Annotated in this window: 16 protein-coding genes; 9 read left to right on the forward strand and 7 right to left on the reverse strand. The window is 66.3% G+C overall.

Features of this window, described 5'->3' with window-relative positions:
• The first annotated feature begins 64 nt into the window (after positions 1 to 64).
• The 3 genes from A5699_RS25645 to A5699_RS25655 all read left to right on the forward strand — a co-directional run bounded on the left by A5699_RS25645 (position 65) and on the right by A5699_RS25655 (position 2,311).
• Entirely contained in the window at positions 65 to 706 is a 642-nt protein-coding gene (locus tag A5699_RS25645; RefSeq protein WP_067775845.1) for a DUF1361 domain-containing protein, read from the forward strand.
• 35 nt (positions 707 to 741) lie between these two features.
• Positions 742 to 1,704 carry a GGDEF domain-containing protein gene (locus A5699_RS25650; protein ID WP_231965829.1) on the forward strand — a complete coding sequence of 321 codons (963 nt, stop codon included), beginning with the start codon at positions 742 to 744 and terminating at the stop codon, positions 1,702 to 1,704.
• Between the two features lie 115 nt (positions 1,705 to 1,819).
• Positions 1,820 to 2,311, forward strand: coding sequence for a hypothetical protein (locus A5699_RS25655; RefSeq protein WP_067775848.1), 492 nt, complete (start codon positions 1,820 to 1,822; stop codon positions 2,309 to 2,311).
• Between the two features lie 36 nt (positions 2,312 to 2,347).
• Here A5699_RS25655 and A5699_RS25660 read toward each other — a convergent pair whose 3' ends face one another.
• A complete protein-coding gene (locus A5699_RS25660) occupies positions 2,348 to 2,620 on the reverse strand; it encodes a DUF4235 domain-containing protein (RefSeq protein WP_175616177.1) in 273 nt (90 codons plus the stop codon).
• 172 nt (positions 2,621 to 2,792) lie between these two features.
• Between A5699_RS25660 and A5699_RS25665 the strand changes: the two genes are divergently transcribed.
• Complete coding sequence (locus tag A5699_RS25665) at positions 2,793 to 3,203, forward strand: phage holin family protein (RefSeq protein ID WP_067775854.1); 411 nt, start codon at positions 2,793 to 2,795, stop codon at positions 3,201 to 3,203.
• On the forward strand, positions 3,190 to 3,483 hold the full coding sequence (locus tag A5699_RS25670) for a DUF3618 domain-containing protein (protein ID WP_067775856.1): 294 nt from the start codon (positions 3,190 to 3,192) through the stop codon (positions 3,481 to 3,483). The genes A5699_RS25665 and A5699_RS25670 overlap by 14 nt, the downstream gene beginning before the upstream one ends.
• A 12-nt stretch (positions 3,484 to 3,495) precedes the next feature.
• On the opposite strand, the gene A5699_RS25675 is transcribed toward A5699_RS25670, so the two are convergent.
• Positions 3,496 to 4,089 (reverse strand): TetR/AcrR family transcriptional regulator, encoded by a 594-nt coding sequence (locus A5699_RS25675; RefSeq protein WP_067775858.1) that lies wholly within the window; start codon positions 4,087 to 4,089, stop codon positions 3,496 to 3,498.
• A 127-nt stretch (positions 4,090 to 4,216) separates the two neighbouring features.
• On the opposite strand from A5699_RS25675, the gene A5699_RS25680 reads away from it, so the two are divergent.
• Positions 4,217 to 4,663: an MmpS family transport accessory protein gene (locus tag A5699_RS25680; protein ID WP_067775861.1), complete on the forward strand. Its 447-nt coding sequence runs from the start codon at positions 4,217 to 4,219 to the stop codon at positions 4,661 to 4,663.
• Entirely contained in the window at positions 4,660 to 7,548 is a 2,889-nt protein-coding gene (locus A5699_RS25685) for an RND family transporter (protein WP_067775864.1), read from the forward strand. Before A5699_RS25680 ends, A5699_RS25685 begins: the two co-directional genes overlap by 4 nt.
• 48 nt (positions 7,549 to 7,596) lie before the next feature.
• Here A5699_RS25685 and A5699_RS25690 read toward each other — a convergent pair whose 3' ends face one another.
• The gene (locus A5699_RS25690) at positions 7,597 to 8,508 is read right to left on the reverse strand and encodes a TIGR03564 family F420-dependent LLM class oxidoreductase (protein WP_067775866.1); all 912 of its coding nucleotides are present in this window, start codon (positions 8,506 to 8,508) and stop codon (positions 7,597 to 7,599) included.
• Between the two features lie 391 nt (positions 8,509 to 8,899).
• Positions 8,900 to 10,201 carry an acetyl-CoA C-acetyltransferase gene (locus tag A5699_RS25695; RefSeq protein WP_067775932.1) on the reverse strand — a complete coding sequence of 434 codons (1,302 nt, stop codon included), beginning with the start codon at positions 10,199 to 10,201 and terminating at the stop codon, positions 8,900 to 8,902.
• Between the two features lie 109 nt (positions 10,202 to 10,310).
• On the opposite strand from A5699_RS25695, the gene A5699_RS25700 reads away from it, so the two are divergent.
• Positions 10,311 to 11,663: a 3-oxoacyl-ACP reductase gene (locus A5699_RS25700; protein ID WP_067775868.1), complete on the forward strand. Its 1,353-nt coding sequence runs from the start codon at positions 10,311 to 10,313 to the stop codon at positions 11,661 to 11,663.
• A 13-nt stretch (positions 11,664 to 11,676) separates the two neighbouring features.
• On the forward strand, positions 11,677 to 12,492 hold the full coding sequence (locus tag A5699_RS25705) for a MaoC/PaaZ C-terminal domain-containing protein (protein ID WP_067775935.1): 816 nt from the start codon (positions 11,677 to 11,679) through the stop codon (positions 12,490 to 12,492).
• Between the two features lie 91 nt (positions 12,493 to 12,583).
• Here the strand turns inward: A5699_RS25705 and A5699_RS25710 are convergent, their stop codons facing one another.
• From A5699_RS25710 to A5699_RS25720, 3 genes are read right to left on the reverse strand one after another with little or no spacing between them, the layout of a single operon-like run.
• A complete protein-coding gene (locus A5699_RS25710; protein WP_067775871.1) occupies positions 12,584 to 15,946 on the reverse strand; it encodes an ATP-binding protein in 3,363 nt (1,120 codons plus the stop codon).
• Positions 15,939 to 16,682 carry a DUF4194 domain-containing protein gene (locus A5699_RS25715; protein ID WP_067775874.1) on the reverse strand — a complete coding sequence of 248 codons (744 nt, stop codon included), beginning with the start codon at positions 16,680 to 16,682 and terminating at the stop codon, positions 15,939 to 15,941. The genes A5699_RS25710 and A5699_RS25715 overlap by 8 nt, the downstream gene beginning before the upstream one ends.
• Entirely contained in the window at positions 16,679 to 18,154 is a 1,476-nt protein-coding gene (locus A5699_RS25720; RefSeq protein ID WP_067775877.1) for a DUF3375 domain-containing protein, read from the reverse strand. The genes A5699_RS25715 and A5699_RS25720 overlap by 4 nt, the downstream gene beginning before the upstream one ends.
• Between the last annotated feature and the right edge of the window lie 135 nt (positions 18,155 to 18,289).

Here is an 18,289-nt window from a genome sequence, read left to right on the forward strand (position 1 = left end):
TGCGGAATTGGGGGTTTTCGCGCGCTCGGGCGGCAACCGTGACGCGACCAGGCACACTGATCACATGACCGAAGCCCGCGGCATCCTGCTGGTCGTCTCGCTGATGGCGACGACGGCGCTGACCCTCGCTCTTGGGATCACCGATCCGGCCGCCCCGATGTCGTACCCGACCAAGTTCCTGGTGTGGAATCTGGTCCTGGCCTGGATCCCGATGATCTGCGCGGTGGCCTTCGATCTGGTGGAGCGCCGGCTGTGGTTGCTGCCCCTCGGCCTCGTCTGGCTGGCGTTCCTGCCGAATGCGCCCTACCTGGTCACCGATCTGGTGCATCTCGGTGAGGGTTACGAATTGTGGCGCCACGTGCTGCAATACGGGTTCGCCGCGTGGACGGGCGTGCTGCTGGGCGTGGTGTCGCTACTGCTCGTGCATCGGCGACTGGACGACGAGTTCGGTGCGTTCTGGGGCTGGCTGGCCGCGGTGGCATCGGTGGCCCTGTGCGCGGTCGGCGTGGTGATCGGCCGGTTCCAGCGGTGGAACTCCTGGGACCTGGTCACCCGCCCCGACGCGGTGGTCGCGGCGACGTTCGAATGGATGCGCTCCCCGCTGTCCTACGTCCAGTCGACGGGCGTGGCAGTGGCCGTTGCGGCGTTTTTCGGGCTGGCCTATCTGACGGTGTGGGCGCTTCACGGGGTGAGATCGCAGAGCTGACCGACCGGGCCGCCGGCAGGGTCCAGAATTGCGGTGTGCCACGTTTCGGTGAGGTGCTCCGGCACCGGATGCTGTTGAGCTACCTGGCGATCCTGCTGGTGCTCTATCTGCTGGCCGCCGTGACATCGTTGGGCCGGGATGACGCGCGCGGCGAATGGATCGCGGTGGTGTTGTGCGGGCTCGGGCTGGTCGTCGCTGGGCGCGGGCCGATTGTCGGGCCGCGCTACCTCGTGGTGCTGGGCTGCGCGGCGGCCGCACCCGTCGCCGCGTTGCTGACGCATCGTCTGGCGGTGGCGCAGGTGTGGTCGCTGATTCCCCTGATGTTCCTGGCGGTGTTGGTGCGCAGCTGGCACCGGCCTTCCACCGCGCGGGTGATCGCGGCACTACTGGCGGCGGCGTCCGTGGCCGCCCTGCTGATTGCGCCCGCCGTGGTGCCGGCGCTGTGGCTGCTGCTCTTCACGGTGTCCATCGTGGGCGCAGCCGAGGTGCTCGGGCTGCTGCATGCGGCACTCCTGGATGCCGCCCTGCGGGATCCTTTGACCTCCGTGTGGAACCGAACCGGAATGGAACGGGAAGTCGAGAACTTGGCGTCGCGGGCCCGGCGGCGCGGAGAGACGCTGGCGGTGATCCTGCTCGACATCGACGACTTCAAATCGGTCAACGATCGCGACGGCCACGCAGCGGGAGATCACGTGTTGATCCAACTGGCCCGCTCCTGGAGCTCCCCCTTGCCCGATTCCGCTGTGCTGGGCCGGCTCGGCGGCGACGAATTCGTGGCGGTGGTCGCGGGTTTGGACGCCGAGCAGGCCGCCACGATGGCCGACGACCTCGGCAACCTCGGGCCGGTATACGTCAGCACCGGCCTTGCCGTGGGTCCGCCGGGGGACATCCGGGTGTTCGCGCGACTTTTAGAGCGCGCGGACAGAAGCCTGTATCAGCGCAAACGGCAGCGTAAGGGCACCTGGCAGACCGATCCCGACTCGGCTTGTGAGCGATAACGGTACGTTTCGGAATCGTTATCGAGGTTTATCCCATTTGCCACATGGGTAACTTCAGTAACAGCGGAGCGGACCCGCGACCGCACAAGAAGAAAGAGTCGAATGGACCATCACCATGAACACCGTCCTATATTTCAGCGTCAATGGCGCCATCTATGAAACCCGGGCCTACACCACCGCCGACATCGACCAGCTCGTCCACGACCACGGACTGCAATCGCTGACCTCAGCCGACCGGCAGTTCGACTTCTGGTTCAGCCCGTCAAGCCACGGGTGCCAACGTCTCGCCAACCGACGTGCCACTGAACTCTTGCTGGCCACAACGACTTTCAGCGCCAAGACCGTACCGCTGCTGCGCGGCTGCGTCGTCGTCGCCACCCACGACACCGATGGGGAACTCGACGGATTGAGCTGGCAGCAGCTGGATCTGCTGGTCCGGCGTAACCGCACGCTGACCAAGCGTGACGAGCGGGTGCTCAACCGGCGCATCAACCGCGACGACCGTCGCCGGCAGGACGGGCAGGCACCCGCCGCACCTTGCGCGGGGCCGCACAACGCGACCAACAGCCGCGTCCGGGCGACCAGCCGGCGCGCTTGGGTCGACTGAGCACGTCAACCGACTCCAGGACGCGCTGTCACGACCTCACACCGGCGACTCGCCGGCCAGTGCCCGATAACCCTTGGCCCCGGCCCGGTCGACGGCAGCGCGCGTCAGGCCGAACACCAGCCCCTGCAGGGCCGCCGCGGACAGAGCCTTGGCGGTCGACCGATTGAGGTCCTTCGGGTCGGGCGGCTTCCGGTTGGGTTCGTCGATGCGCTTCCAGATCTGGGTGAACAGCGCGCTGGCCAGCAACCCTCCGGCCACGCTCGTCATCATCGAAAGCGGCATGTACAGCACCTTCGAGCCTCTGCTCACGGATCCTCCTCGTATCGGCGACGGCCCGGAGAACGAGAGCTAGCCGGGCCTGCAAATCAGATACCCCGAAGTGGGCGGTTGTAACGGCGCAGTCATCGGCAGAAGGTTTCGCCGGGTCCCGCGTCGGGCACAGCTGTGAGGGAAGTAGTACGCCTGGGGAAAGGTCCCACCGATGACTACCGCACCAAAACCCATCAGCGACGCATCCACCGCGGAGCTCCTCGGTCAACTGCAGCAGCAGACCACCCGACTGATTCGCGACGAACTCCGACTGGCCCAGCGGGAGTTCCAGGACTCCGCACGCCACGCCGGGATCGGCGCGGGTCTGATCAGTGCCGCCGGACTGCTGGCCGTGCTCGGCCTGGCGACCGTCATCGCCGCGGCGGTAGCGGCGCTCTCGTTGGTCCTGCCGGTCTGGGCCGCCGCGGTGATCGTGGCGGCCGTGCTGTTCCTCGGCGCCGGAGTGGCCGCGATGGTCAGCCGCAACCAGGTCCAGCAGGTGCCGCCGCGGGCAGCTGAGTCAGTGGACAGCGTCAAACAGGATCTCGATGAGCTCAAGGAGGCACGACATGGCCGGCGCTGACCGCCTTCCGCCCGAGCCCGGGCCCGACGCGGGCATCGACGAACTGCAGTCCGACATCGACAAGACGCGCAGCGAGCTGGGTGACACCGTGGCCGCGCTGTCCGACAAACTCGACGTCAAGGGCCGCGCCCAGCACAAGGCGGCCGAAACCAAGCATGCCGTCGTCGATCGGGCCCACGCCGCCACCGACGCCGCCAAGGCCAAACCCGCGGTGCCCACGGCCGCGGTGGTTGCTGTGCTCGCCGCGATCGGCCTGCTGTGGTGGTGGCGCCGCCGCTGACGCCGACGAGTTCTACAGCCGGGTCAGACTCGGCATCAAGACGTCGTCCACCAGCGCGCGCACCGTCTCCTCGGTGGGCGGACGGCCCGGGATCAGGGATCGGAACACCAGATAGCCCGGCATCACATCCCAGAGCTCGTCGTGGATGGCGGCGGCATCGATCTCGCCGCGCTCGACCGCCTCGGTCAGAACGTCGGTCATCAGCTTTTTGCGCTCGAGGACGAACTGCTGCTGTAGTGCCGCACTCAATTCCGGGCTGTGCGCGATCTCGCTCATGATCGCGCTCATCGTGCTGCCGTGCTGACGCGCCTGAGCGCACACCGACGCCCCGATACTCAGAAGATCCGTGCGCAATGAACCGGTCCGAGGCGCCACCAGCTGGACCCGGGTGCCCTCGATGAACGCCGCCAGCACCAGTTCCGTCTTCGACGGCCACCGCCGGTAGATGGTCGCCTTGCTCGACTTCGCCTCGGTCGCCACAGCTTCCACGGTCAACCGGTCGTAGCCGTGCTGCTGCAGGAGCCGCAGCGTCACCGACAGCAATTCGACTTCCCGCTCGGTCCACTGCGAGGCCGGAAGTTCGTGCGCTGTCGACGTGGAAATCACCGAGAACCTTTCACCCGTGGGTATTGCCCTATCAAAAACTGTACCGTACGGTACCGTTCAGGCGCTTGGAACGGCCGAGTCCCCCGCCTCAAGGCGCGGGGTGCGCTGGTTCTCGAAAGGCTCTGAGATGCAGGGGATCTCGGTAGGCAGACTGATCAGGCGACGCTGGATGGTGATCGTTGCCGTGCTCGTGGTGGCGGTCGTCGCCTTCACCGTCAGCCGCCTCCACGGCATATTCGGCTCGGACAACGAGGTGTCCCGGCCCAGTGCCGACACCTTGGAGAACACCGGTTACAACCCCAAGCGCGTGCTGTTCGAAGTGTTCGGATCCCCCGGATCGGTTGCCACCGTCAACTACCTCGACATCGACGCACAACCCCAGCGGGCCGAGGACGTGACGCTGCCGTGGTCACAGATGCTGGTGACGGATGATCCGACGCTGTTCGCCGATCTGCGCGCGCAGGGCGACGGCGAGTACATCGGGTGCCGCATCACCGTCAATGGTGTGGTCAAGGACGAAAGGTCCACCGACAACGTGAACGGTTACATCGCCTGCTTGGACAAATCCGCATGAGCGGCCACGGATCCGACGGTGCAGTCGGGTCGCGCACCGCCCGCACCATTCGCGCGCTCGCCGTGCCCATCCTGCTGCTGTGGGTCCTCGTCGCTGCGTTGACGAATATCCTTGTGCCCCAACTGGAAGTCGTCGGCGCGGCCCGCTCGGTGGGGCTCAACGCGCCCGACGCACCGTCAACCCAGGCGATGCGCCACATCGGCCAGGTCTTCGACGAGTTCGACTCCGACAGCGCGGCCATGATCGTGCTCGAAGGCGACCAACCGTTGGGCGACGAGGCGCACCGCTTCTACGACACCCTGGTGAAGCGACTGGCCGCGGACACCGAGCACGTCGAACACATCCAGGATTTCTGGGGCGACCCGCTCACCGCAGGCGGTTCGCAGAGCAAGGACGGCAAGGCCGCGCTGGTGCAGGTCTATCTCGCCGGCAACCAGGGCGAGGCGTTGTCCAACCAATCCGTCGACGCCATCCGCGACATCGTCGCCAGTGTCCCCCCTCCGCCCGGGGTCAAGGCCTACGTCACCGGCGCCGCGCCACTCATCACCGACAACTTCGAAGTCGGCAGCAAGGGCACCGAAAAGGTCACTGGCATAACCTTTCTGGTGATCGCGGTGATGTTGCTGGTCGTCTACCGCTCGGTGACCACGATGCTGATCATGCTCGTCACGGTGCTCATCGAGCTGGCGGCCGCACGCGGCGTCGTGGCCGCGCTGGCCCATTCCGGGATCATCGGGCTGTCCACCTATTCGACGAACCTGCTCACCCTGTTGGCGATCGCCGCCGGCACCGACTACGGCATCTTCATCGTCGGCCGGTACCACGAAGCGCGTAACCGCGGCATGGACTCCGAAACCGCCTATCACGACATGTTCGCCGGCACGGTGCACGTCATCGTCGGCTCCGGGCTGACCATCGCCGGGGCGGTGGCGTGCCTGCATTTCACCCGGCTGCCCTACTTCCAGACCCTCGGTGTGCCCGCGGCCATCGGGGTGCTCGTCACGCTGGCCGCCGCCTTGACCCTGGGCCCCGCCATGCTCACCATCTTCAGCCGTTTCGGTCTGTTGGAGCCGAAACGTAAAGCGCGGAACCAAGGTTGGCGTCGGATCGGCACCGCCATCGTGCGCTGGCCCGGGCCCATCCTGGTGGTGTCGTGCCTGATCGCACTGATCGGCCTGCTCGCCTTGCCGGGATACAAGACCAGTTACGACGGCCGGCCCTACCTACCGGAATCGGCCCCGGCGAACATCGGCTACGCGGCCGCCGCGCGCCACTTCTCCGAGGCCCGGCTCAACCCCGAGTTGCTGATGATCGAGACCGATCATGACATGCGCAACCCGGCGGACATGCTGGTCCTCGAACGGGTCGCGAAGGCCGTTCTGCACACCCGCGGCATCTCCCTGGTGCAATCGATCACCCGACCGCTGGGAACCCCGATCAAACACAGTTCGATCCCGTTCCAGATCAGCGCCCAAAGCGCCAGCCAGATCATGAATCTCGGCTATCAGCAGGACCGTGCCGCCGATCTGCTCAAGCAGGCCAACGAGCTGTCCAACACCATCAACATCCTCAAACGGCAGGTCACGCTGCAGCAGGCCAGTGCCGATGCCACCCATGAGCAGACCCAGGCGTTCCACGACACCGTCGCGATCGTGAACGATCTGCGCGACAAGATCGCCAACTTCGACGACCAGTTCCGGCCGCTGCGAAACTACTTCTATTGGGAGCCACACTGTTTCGACATCCCGATGTGCGCGGCACTGCGATCGGTGTTCGACGCGCTCGACGGCATCGACAAACTCAGCGACCAGTTCGGACAGATCACGGCCAGCCTGGACAAGCTCGACGCGCTGCAACCGCAACTGCTCGCGTTGCTGCCGCCGCAGATCGCGATCCAGGAACGCAACCGTGACCTCACACTGTCGAACTACGCCACCACCGCCGGCACTAACGCGCAGTCCGAGGAGGCCCTGCAGAATGCGACCGCGATGGGGCAGGCGTTCGATGCCGCCAAGAACGACGACTCGTTCTATCTACCGCCAGAAGCCTTCGACAATCCGGACTTCAAGCGTGGCCTGAAACTGTTCCTCTCTCCCGACGGCAAGGCCGCCCGCATGATCATCACGCACGAGGGCACACCCGCCACCCCCGAGGGCATCTCGCACATCGACGCGATCAAGGACTCCGCGTTCGATGCCATCAAGGCCACTCCCCTGTCGGACGCCAAGATCTACGTGGCCGGAACCGCGTCTGCCTACAAGGACATTCAGGACGGCGCCCGCTACGACCTGATCATCGCGGCGCTGGCGGCGTTGGCGCTGATCCTGCTCATCATGATGTTCATCACCCGCAGCCTGGTGGCCGCGTTCGTCATCGTGGGCACGGTGGCACTGTCGCTGGGTGCGTCGTTCGGTCTGTCAGTTCTGGTGTGGCAGTATATCTTCGGCATTCCGCTGTACTGGATCGTGCTGGCGCTGGCGATCATCCTGCTGCTGGCGGTCGGCGCCGACTACAACTTGCTGTTGATCTCGCGGTTCCAAGAGGAGATCGGAGCCGGACTGAAAACCGGCGTCATCCGGGCCATGGCCGGCACCGGCAAGGTGGTGACCGCGGCCGGCCTGGTGTTCGCGTTCACGATGTCCTCGTTCATCTTCAGCGATCTGATCGTGCTCGGTCAGATCGGCACCACCATCGGTCTCGGTCTGCTTTTCGACACGTTGATCGTGCGGTCGTTCATGACCCCGTCCATCGCCGCGCTGCTTGGCCGGTGGTTCTGGTGGCCCCAGATCGTGCGGCCGCGTCCGGCCAGCCGGATGCTGCGGCCCTACGGGACCCGGACCTCCGTGCGGAAGCTGCTCGATCCGGAGCCTGCCGAGCAGACGTAAACCCTTACCAAATCACGGGATTTGGTAAGGGTTTGTGTCTGCTCGCGGTCAGGAATCGAGGGTGCGCAGCAGGGCCCGGGTGCGAGCCCTGGTCTCGGCGGACGCGTCGAACACCACCCCGACGTACTCGTCGACACCGATCTCGCCGAGTGACCGAATGCGTTCCGCCACGGTGCTTTCGTCGCCGATGATGGCCGCATCCTCCGGGCCGGCGTAACCCTCCCGATCGAGCATGGCCCGGTAGGACGGCAGGTGCCCGTACATCGCGAACTGTTTGGCGGCCTGGGCGCGGGCACCGTCGACGTCGTCGGTGACACTGACCGGAAGCGCTGCGACGACCCGGACCGGCCGGTCTCCGGCAGCCTCGCGCAGGGTCGGGGCGACGTGCTCGGCCAGCGTGGTCGGCCCCGTCATCCAGGTGACGGTGCCTGCGGTGCGCTTGCCGGCGAGTTTGAGCAGCTGCGGCCCCAGCGCGGCGATGTACACGTCCGGCGCGGACGCCCCCGGGATCTGCAGCGCACCGCGCGTGGTGACGGTTTCACCGGGTGCGTCGGCGGGCTCGCCATTCAGCAGGGGTTGCAGCCCGTCCAGGTACTCACGGAGCCGTCGGACCGGCTTGTCCCACGGAATGCCCCACATGCCCTCGGTGACCGCGGCATGTGTCATGCCCAGGCCGAGGAGAAACCGGCCGCCGCTGATCAGGCTGAGGGTGAGCGCGCGCTGTGCCAGCAGCATCGGGTGCTGGTTCTGGATCGGGATCACCCCGCTGCCTACCTCGATCCCGTCGACTTCCCGGAACGCCACCGCCAGCACGGTCAGCAGATCGGGTTCATAGGGCATCTGGGTCATCCAGACGCGTCGGAAACCCTCGTCACGCAATCGCGCCAGGTTTTCCACGGTGGCGTCGACAGGAGAGCGGCCACCGGTTTCACTCAGAGAGGCGATGAGGCTGATCTGCATGCCACCACGCTAGGCGGCACTGGCCGTCATGGGGCAAAAAAGGGCGGGTTCGGGAGGACACTTGGGGGCGTCTCATTCGACTCACGCAGTCGGTCTTTCACCCCTGTACCGACTCTTTGGATCAGTCACTCCCGAACCCGTCGTAGGGTCGATCGTACGCCTCGGGCACCCCTCGAACCAGAGGGAAGTACGGCCAAATTCAGCGAATTTTTTGGAACTAGGTGCCCCGTGTTGCCGTCGGGTCGGGGGGTCAGACGGCAACACGGAGCTACCCATGTATCGACCCCTATGCCGCTGCCGTTACACATCTCCAAAACAAACTTTTCGGATGTTTTTTCCCGCGGCGGTCAGGCGTAGCTACACCTCCAGATCGATGGTCGGGCTCCGCAAGCTACGCCTCCAAAACAGCCGCGACGCCCTGCCCACCCGCCGCACAGATCGAGATCAGCCCACGCACCGGCTGACCGGTTTGCTTCTTCTTCTCGGCCAACTGCTTGGCCAACTGCGCCACGATCCGGCCACCGGTGGCCGCGAACGGGTGACCGGCCGCCAGGGAGGAGCCGTTGACGTTGAGCTTGGACCGGTCGATGGAGCCCAGCGCCTTGTCCAGACCGAGCCGTTCCTTGCAGTACTCGTCGGACTCCCAGGCGCTCAGGGTGGCCAGCACCACCGAGGCGAACGCCTCGTGGATCTCGTAGAAGTCGAAGTCCTGCAGGGTCAGGCCGTTGCGTGCCAGCAGCCGGGGCACCGCGTAGGTCGGCGCCATCAGCAGACCATCGGGTCCGTTGACGTAGTCCACGGCGGCGGTCTCGGAGTCGACGAAGTAGGCCAGCGGCTCGTGGCCATGCGCCGAGGCCCAGTCCTCACTGGCCAGCAGGGCCACCGAGGCGCCGTCGGTCAGCGGGGTCGAGTTGCCCGCGGTCATGGTCGCGTCGCCGGCCTTGACGCCGAAGACCGGCTTGAGCTTGGCCAGCTTCTCCGGCGTGGAATCTGCCCGCAGGTTGTTGTCGCGGTAGAGCCCGAGGAACGGCGTGACGAGATCGTCGAAGAAACCGCTGTCGTAGGCGGCGGCCATGTTGCGGTGGCTGGCTGCGGCCAGTTCGTCCTGGTCGACGCGCTTGATGCCCATCTTCTTGGCGGTGACCGCGGCGTGCTCGCCCATCGACATACCGGTGCGGGGCTCGCTGTTGACCGGGATCTCGACCCCGAGGGAGGCCGGCAGCTTGCCGACGAGCTTGAGCCGGTCAAGGTTGGACTTGGCCCGGCGCAGGCCCAACAGCACCTGACGCAGGTCGTTGCCGAATGCGATCGGGGCGTCGGAGGCGGTGTCGACGCCACCGGCCGCGGCCGACTCGTACTGGCCCAGCGCGATGGCGTTGGCGGCCGAGGTGGCCGCCTGCAGACCGGTGCCGCAGGCCTGCTGGATGTCGTAGGCCGGGGTGTACGGCGACAACGAGCTACCCAGCACGCATTCACGCATCAGGTTGAAGTCGCGGCTGTGCTTGAGCACCGCACCACCGATCACCGCGCCGAGACGTTCACCGGCCAGATCGAAACGCTCGATCAGCCCGTCCAGGGCGGCGGTGAACATGTCCTGGTTGGAGGCGTTGGCATAGGCGCCGTCGGACCGTGCGAATGGAATTCGGTTGCCACCCAAAACGGCAACGCGTCGCCGGGTCGTGTTGTTGGCCATTTGTTTGCCCTCCACTGTCGGGTTGTCCGGGGCCATATTACCCACTGTTCTTACTCTGGAGTAAGTTCGGTATGGACAACGCAGTACTGCGAAGCGAAAGGCAGCTGAAGTGGCTTCCGACCTGTTTTCCCAAGTGGTCAACTCCGGGCCGGGCTCGTTCCTGGCCAAGCAGCTGGGCGTACCGCAGCCCGAGACCCTGCGCCGCTATCGCGCCGGTGATCCGCCCCTGGCCGGGTCGCTGCTGATCGGCGGGGAGGGTCGGGTGGCCGAGCCGCTGCGCCTCGCCCTGGCCGAGGACTACGACGTCGTCTCCAACAACATCGGCGGCCGTTGGGCCGATTCGTTCGGCGGCGTGGTGCTCGACGCCACCGGCATCACCGACGCCGCCGGCCTGAAGGAGCTCTACAAGTTCTTCACCCCGGTGCTGCGCAACCTCGGTTCGTGCGCGCGGGTGGTCGTCATCGGGACGACGCCGGAGCAGGCCGGCAGCGTGCACGCCCAGATCGCCCAGCGCGCGCTGGAGGGCTTCACCCGCTCGCTGGGCAAGGAACTCCGTCGCGGCGCCACCGTCTCGCTGGTCTATCTGGCCGCCGACGCCAAGCCCGCCGCCACCGGGCTGGAGTCCACCATGCGGTTCATCCTCTCGGCCAAGTCGGCCTACGTCGACGGGCAGGTGTACCGGGTCGGTGCGGCCGACTCCACGCCGCCGGCCGACTGGGACAAGCCCCTGGCCGGCAAGGTCGCCGTGGTGACCGGCGCGGCCCGCGGTATCGGTGCGACGATCGCCGAGGTGTTCGCCCGCGACGGCGCGATCGTGGTCGCGGTCGACGTCCCTCAGGCCGCCGATGATCTGCACAAGGTCGCGCACAAGGTCGGCGGGACCGCGCTGACGCTGGATGTCACCGCAGATGATGCCGTCGACACGATTGCCGCACATGTCACCGAGCACCACGGCGGCAAGGTCGACATCCTGGTCAACAATGCCGGCATCACCCGCGACAAGCTGCTGGCCAACATGGACGAAGGCCGGTGGGACGCCGTGATCGCGGTGAACCTGCTTGCCCCGCAACGGCTCACCGAGGGTCTGGTGGAGGCCGGGGTCCTGGGTGAGGGTGGCCGGGTGATCGGACTGTCCTCGATGGCGGGCATCGCCGGCAACCGCGGACAGACCAATTACGCCGCCACCAAGGCCGGCATGATCGGGCTCACCGAGGCACTCGCCCCCGTGCTGGCCGAGAAAGACATCACGATCAATGCCGTGGCGCCGGGCTTCATCGAGACCAAGATGACCGAGGCCATCCCGCTGGCCACCCGTGAGGTGGGTCGCCGGCTGAACTCGCTGTTCCAAGGCGGGCAGCCGGTCGACGTGGCCGAGTTGATCGCCTACTTCGCCAGCCCGGCATCGAACGCGGTGACGGCCAACACGATCCGGGTCTGCGGCCAGGCCATGTTGGGAGCCTGAACCGGTGAACAACATGCTGCGCGCCGTGGTCGGGGCCCTGCCGTTCATCCCCCGCACCGAGACACTGCCGGCGCACACCGTCACGGTCGATCAGCTGCCGATCGACCCGGCGAACGTCGCCGCCTATGCGCAGGTGACCGGGTTGCGGTTCGGCGACACCCTGCCGCTGACCTACCCGTTCGCGCTGACCTTTCCGACCGTGATGTCCCTGGTGACCGGATTCGATTTCCCGTTCGCCGCAATGGGTTCGGTGCACATCGAAAACCACATCACGCAGTACCGACCGATCAAGGTGACCGATACCGTCAGCGCGGCGGTACATGCAGAGAACCTGCGGGAACACCGCAAGGGCCTGCTGGTGGACATCGTCACCGAGCTCAAGGTCGGCAACGAGCTGGCCTGGCACCAGGTGACGACATTTTTGCACCAGCAGAAGACCAGCCTGTCCGGTGAACCGAAGCCAGAACCCCAGAAGCAGCCAAAGCTGCCGCCGCCCAACGCCGTTCTGAGTATCACGCCCGGACAGATCCGGCAGTACGCATCGATCGGCGGGGACCACAACCCGATCCACACCAACGGCGTGGCCGCCAAGCTGTTCGGCTTCCCCACGGTGATCGCCCACGGAATGTTCAGTGCGGCAGCCGTTCTGGCGAACATCGAGGGGCAGCTCCCCGATGCCGTGAAGTACTCGGTGCGGTTCGCCAAGCCGGTGGTGCTGCCGGCCAAGGCCGGGCTCTACGTCGAGCGCGACGCCGACGGCTGGGAGCTGACCCTGCGCAACCTGAAGAAGGGCTACCCGCACCTGACCGCGACGGTCGCCGGGCTCTGAGCCTGGACTTTCCCCCGCGAGCAGACGCAAACCTGCGCTTTCTGGCGTGAATATGTGCGGGTTTGCGTCTGTTCGCGACGACGACGGGACGTCACGCGCTGGGGACGGCGTCCCCGGAAGTGCGCCGCAGATCGACGAATTCGGAGATCGACGCTGACGTGACCGACGCGACCGGCCGGGCATTGGGCGCCGACGCATCTGACTTGGACACCATCACCACGTTGTCGATGTAGGGCTGGATGGTCGTGCTGTTCTGCACGGTCGACACGATCACCAGCTGGAACCCGAACTTACGGAACGCCGAGAGCGCCTGCTGGGCGAACTGGGGATCCGACTTGGAGAACGCCTCGTCCAACATGAGCTGGGCGAACAGCGGCCGGGTGTCGTTGCTGTCCGGGCTGGCCAGGTTGAAGCTCAGTGCCCCGGCCAGACAGAACGCCATGAGCTTTTCCTGCTCACCACCGGAGTTGTCACCGGAGTTGCTGTAGGTGCGAATCACCTCACCGGTCTCGGCGTCGCGCTCCTCGCAGTACAGCACGAACCGGTTCCGCACATCCAGCGCGTCGCGGGTCCACTGCCGGTCCTCGGGTGTACTTCCGGCCAACAACTTTCGCAGTTGCAGGATGTCGGTGTACTGATCGAACATCGCGGTCTCGTCGCCGAAGCTGACCAGCGACACCCGAGACGAGATCCGTTGGGCCTTCTCGTTGAGCTCGTCGACCGCGGCCAGGTGGCGGGTACCGGCGTGCAACGTCAGCCGGGTGCCGCGGTTGAACTCCACCGCTCCGAGACCGGTGTTGACGCGAGCGATCTGCTCGGTGATGCGCCGGGCCTCGTTGTCGGCGATCATGTGCAGGTTCAGGATCGCGCCGGGCGCCTGCTCGGTGATCAGCCGCTGCATGCGCTCATAGGCGTCGGGCAGTTCCCGCTCGTCGATGCGTCGGCACAACGCGACGTAGTCGTGGACCCGCTCGTCGAACACGTCACTGTCGTTGGGGATCGCATCCGGGAAGGAGCTGTCGTAGGCCGCCATGATGCCGGCCAGCTCATCGTGCGAGCGGTTGCGGTCGGCCCGCAGCCGGTCGCGCTCGCGACCGATGACCCGGGCCAATTCAGCTCGGTACGGCTCGGATTCGAGCAGTTCCAGCGGCAACGCCATATCGGCGGCGTAACCGTCGATGGTGTCGCGGGTGTGTTGCGGAAGCTCGCTGGAGCCGAGCCGTTCGGTCAGCGCCTCGCTCAGTTCCAGAAGCGCGGTCCGCCTGCGGTCCAGGGCGGTCTCGCGCTCGTTGAGCGAGCCAATCTGCTGGATGACCTTTTCGACCCGTTCCCAGCACTCGTCGGCCCGAAGTTGCAGCCGCTCGGCGTCGGGGTTGTCCGAGACGAGCAGGTCGTGTTCGTCTTGCAGCCGCTCGAGCATCTCGTCGACCGAGTCGGTGTCGATGTCGCTCCACTGCATGTACTGGTCACACAGCGCACGGCAGGCCCGCTCGCGGGACTGCAGTTGGCCACGGTGCTCGTCGAGCCGCTCACGTGCGGTGCGTGCAGTCTGGTAGACGTCCTGGGCCGCCGCCAGATCATCTTGCAGCGCTTCGATTTTCGCTGCGGTACCGCCGAGGAAGATGTAGTCCGACGGCCGCAGGCGCGAGCGGTCGTCCTTGATCGACAGCCGGCCACTGTCCTTCCGCAACCCCTGGTCGGTGACCGCCCGGGCCTGCTGGGTGAACTCCTCGGGCCCGTCGACGCACACGTAGTCCCCGACGGCGGCGATCACATTGAGGGCCTCCACCGCGCTGTCATGGGTGGGATCGGCCAGTTGCAACTTGGTAGCCAGGGTGCCCGGCGCGGGGGTGCGCAGCTGGGCACCATGCTGGACGTGCTGCAACTGGATGCGGCCACGCATGTCGTTCTCGTTGACGAACCGCAGGGCGCGTTCCATGTAGGCGTCGGGGACCAGCAAGCGCAATCCCGCCCCGCGCAACACTTTTTCGACGGCCAGCCGCCAGCGGGTCTCCTCGGGCTTGAGCTCCATCAGCTCGGCGACGTAGACCAGATCCCGCTCGGAGATGTCGAGGGCACGGGCGATACGGGCCCGCATCTCGTACTCGGTCTTGGGCAGCGGCGAGCCCAGCCGCTGCACCCGCTCGAGCTCGGCTTCCACGCTCTCGCGGGTTTCCCGCGCCCGCACCTCCTTGGCCGAGGCCTCGACGTAGGGCTGGTTGCCGGTGAACAGCTCCCGGTGCAACCGGTCGGCCTCGTCCATCAAGGTCTCGCGCAGCGACCAGAATTCCTCGCCGTTGTCCGGCGGCGTCAGCCCCAGCGAGGTGACCTTGTCCTCGTAGGCGCTGCGCCGCCGCGACACCTCTTCGCTGATCCGCTCGGCCTCGGTGAGCCGCTGCTGCAACGGCACCAGATCCACCGTCATGGTGTTGATCTGCGCCATCAGCGAGTTGTGTTCGTTCTTCAGTTGCCGTTGCTGCGAACCGAATTCGTCGCGCTGGGCACCGAGTTGGGTGATCTGATCGTCGAGGTTGTCGATCTCCGGCCCGGCCTGCGCCAGGCGGAGGTGGTCGACGTAGTCGCGGATCATCGCATTGTCGATGGTGTCGATCACCCCGAACTTCGCCGCCTCGTCGGCGTACCGCGCCTGCACCGCAGCGATGTTGCCCAGGGTGTTGCGCTTGCGCCGGGCCACGTCGAGCAGGCCGCGGGCCTCGACCAGCGGATTGATCTGCTCAAGCGCCTCTTCCACGCCGCTGAGGCTGACCGGCTCGTCGAGCATGAACTCCCGGACGAATTGCTCCAGCCCGCCAACGCTTTTCAGTGATTTCGCCTTACCCAGCAGCTGCTGGGCGGCTTCCGAGGCCCGGATGCCGATGCTGGAGTACAACTGCGCGAGGTACTGGCTCTCGCTGCGGCCGCCGGTCCAGCCGTCGTCGCGGAACACCGCGGCGTCATAGCCGTTGGCCGCCCACCGGTTGCACAGACCGAAGATGTCGCGGTCGGCGTCGATCAGGTAGTAACGGCTTCCCGGATCGGAGGTCTTCTCGGCGGCCAGCCATTTGAGCACGAGCCCGGTGACCGAGCGTCCGGTGCGATCACTGTAGGTGACGGCCACTGCCGACCACGCCGGGCCCGTGCCGCGCAGGTACATGATCTGGCGGTTGGTGCCCTCGCGCCGCTCACCCCACGCTCCCCGGACATACTTGTCGACGGTGCGTTTGCCGGTGCCCGAGCCGGCGGCGGTGGTGTCACCGGAGGCGTTGAAGTTGCGCCGGTGCGACGGCAGAAATGCCAGCGAAATCGCGTCCAGCAGTGACGATTTGCCGCTTCCCGAGGAGCCGGTGATCAGGGTGCCCTGGGGACTGAACGGGATCGAGTGGTACCCGTCGAACACACCCCAGTTGATGACCTGCAGGCGCGACAGATAGAACTGGTTGGTCGGTTCAGCCATGTGCGTCCACTTCATCCTCGAGCCGTTCAGATGTGCTGGTGCCGTTCGCCGCCCGCTTGAGCTGCTCGAACTGCTGTTGCAGTTCGGTGATCATCGATGCCGTCATGATCGCGTTGACCACGGGGCTGATGGTGAAGCTGTCTTCGTCTTCCCGGTTGCGGGCCAGCATCTCGATGTCGGTGAGCCGCTCGATCGCATTGTCGATCCGTTTGTCGAAAGACGCGGTGTCCCGGTCGGTGTCGTTGTTGACCCCGGCGAACAGCTCGTGAATCTCGTCGCGGCTGATCAGGACGTTCTCGTCGCGCGCCGCGGCCCGCATCAGCTTGGCCAGATGCAGGGCCAGGATCGAGTCGTAAGTGTTCAGCGTCTCACGGCGCAGCAGCCGGCGCCGCCACTGTGATTCGTAGTCCGCCTGTTCGACGTAGGCGATGTCGTGATCGTCCGAGATGCACAGGCGCATATCGAGTTCCGAGAGCCGCACTGTGAGTTCGGCACGGTATCGCGTCACCCAGGACCACAGTTCGGAGTGATTGTCCTTGCTGACGTAGCGACGCGACAGCAGGTGCTGCAGCGCCCAGCAGGCCCGGTCGGGTAACTCGCTGACATCCCCGTCGAAGCGGGGCGCGCGGTGCGGTTCGGCGGAACGCTCGACCGCGTCGATGCTCGGCAGGGCATCGAAATCGATCGCCGCATCCGAGACGGGCGAGGTGTCGGGGGTGTCCGGGGTGTCGGTCATAGCATGCTCTCGCTGGCAGTTGGTATCGGCTCGGTGAAGACCAGCCGGGGAATCTCGATTTCGCGGTCCACGCCTTCCAGCGACCGGAACCGCACCCGGACGGTCTCGGCGCCGTCGGAGGTGTGCTGCTTGAGCGCCCAGGACCACAGCACGATCACGTGCCCCAGGTAAGCCGAGTCCAGCAGTTCGATCGCGTCGGGCAACGAAACGGGGCCAGCGGCCACCGCGCCGTTGACCAACTCGGCCAACTCGGCGGCATCCACCTGGGAGGCCAGCGCGGAGAACGCCGAGAGGTTCACCTCCCCCTCGGACGGCTCGGCCGGCGACGGCGGGATGGCGTCACGGATCTTGAAGGCCACGGCGCCGATGGAGTTGAAGTCGGTCCGGACCAGCGGAACCTCGACACCGAGGCGGCTGTCGGCCAGGGAGACGCTGAGCAGGTCATGTGCGCTGGCCAGGGCGTCGTTGAGCTGGCGGGTGACGCCGCGGCTGTGTTCCAAGGTGCCCGACGCCACGAACCGCTTGATCCGGCGGGCACAGCGCTGGCGGGTGCGGCCCACCTCGGCCGTCTGGGCCGACACCAGGCTGAAGAACCCGGTCATCACTTCACGCAGGCTCGGATCCAGGTGCGGCAGTTCCCGGGTGACCGCCTCGATGTCGGCCACCAACGCGGCCCGTTGGTCGGGATCTTGGATCATCCGGGTGAACGCGGTGTACGACGCGCTCTCCCGAGAGGCGAACAACGACTCGTAGTCGTCGAACAGTTGGCGCTGGCGTTCCCGGTACCCCAGATCGGTGTCGGCGGAGGCGTCCAGCAATCTGGTGGTGATGCGGTTGAGCATGCTGCCGTACTGCCCGATGTCGGAGACGATCTGCTCCATCTGCAACGCGATGGCACGGGCCTCGTCCTCGACGTCGACCAGGTCGGGTTCGGGCCGCTGCCCCTGCTCCAGGGCTTCCAATTCGTCACGCAGCTTGGCGATTTCGGCTTCGATGTCGGCTCGGATGCGCTCTGGGTCGTTGCTGACCTGCCCGGCGACCCGGCGCAGCCCGGCCGCGATGCCGGTGATCGAGCCGCCGGTGGCGATCGTGTCCTCGCGGCGCATGCGGCGGGCGAAATCGAGCACGGCCCGTGCCTCGTACGTCAGGTAGCAGACGTTGCGTTCACTGCCCCCGGACTGCTCGGTGACGCGGTGCAACCAGCCCTGGCTGGCCCAGTACTTGATCAAGGCCAGGCCCGACTGTTCGGTTTCGGAGCCGAGATCGGCCAGGTCGCGTTCCAACCGCACCACCAGCTCGGTCTCGGTGAGCTTGGTCCCGCGATCCAGGTGGCGTTCCATCAGCGTGAGGTAGGTGGCCAGGTTGTTGGTCACCAGCAGCCGCGCCGAGCGCGAATCGGCCAGCTCACAGTTGAGCTGATAGAGCTGTTCCAGCGCACCGCCGGCACCAGCTCGATCGCCGGAGTCAGGCATGGCCGGCCCTTCGTTTCGCAATGGACATCGGCCCCACTTTATGCGGCTGAGCTGACGGGCCCGACGCCCGTTCGGTTTGCTGATCGCCACCGTTGTGGCCGAATAGTGACCAACGCCTCAGCAGCGGTGCCCTAC

It is taken from the genome of Mycobacterium sp. E802, assembly GCF_001666875.1.
GTDB lineage: Bacteria > Actinomycetota > Actinomycetes > Mycobacteriales > Mycobacteriaceae > Mycobacterium.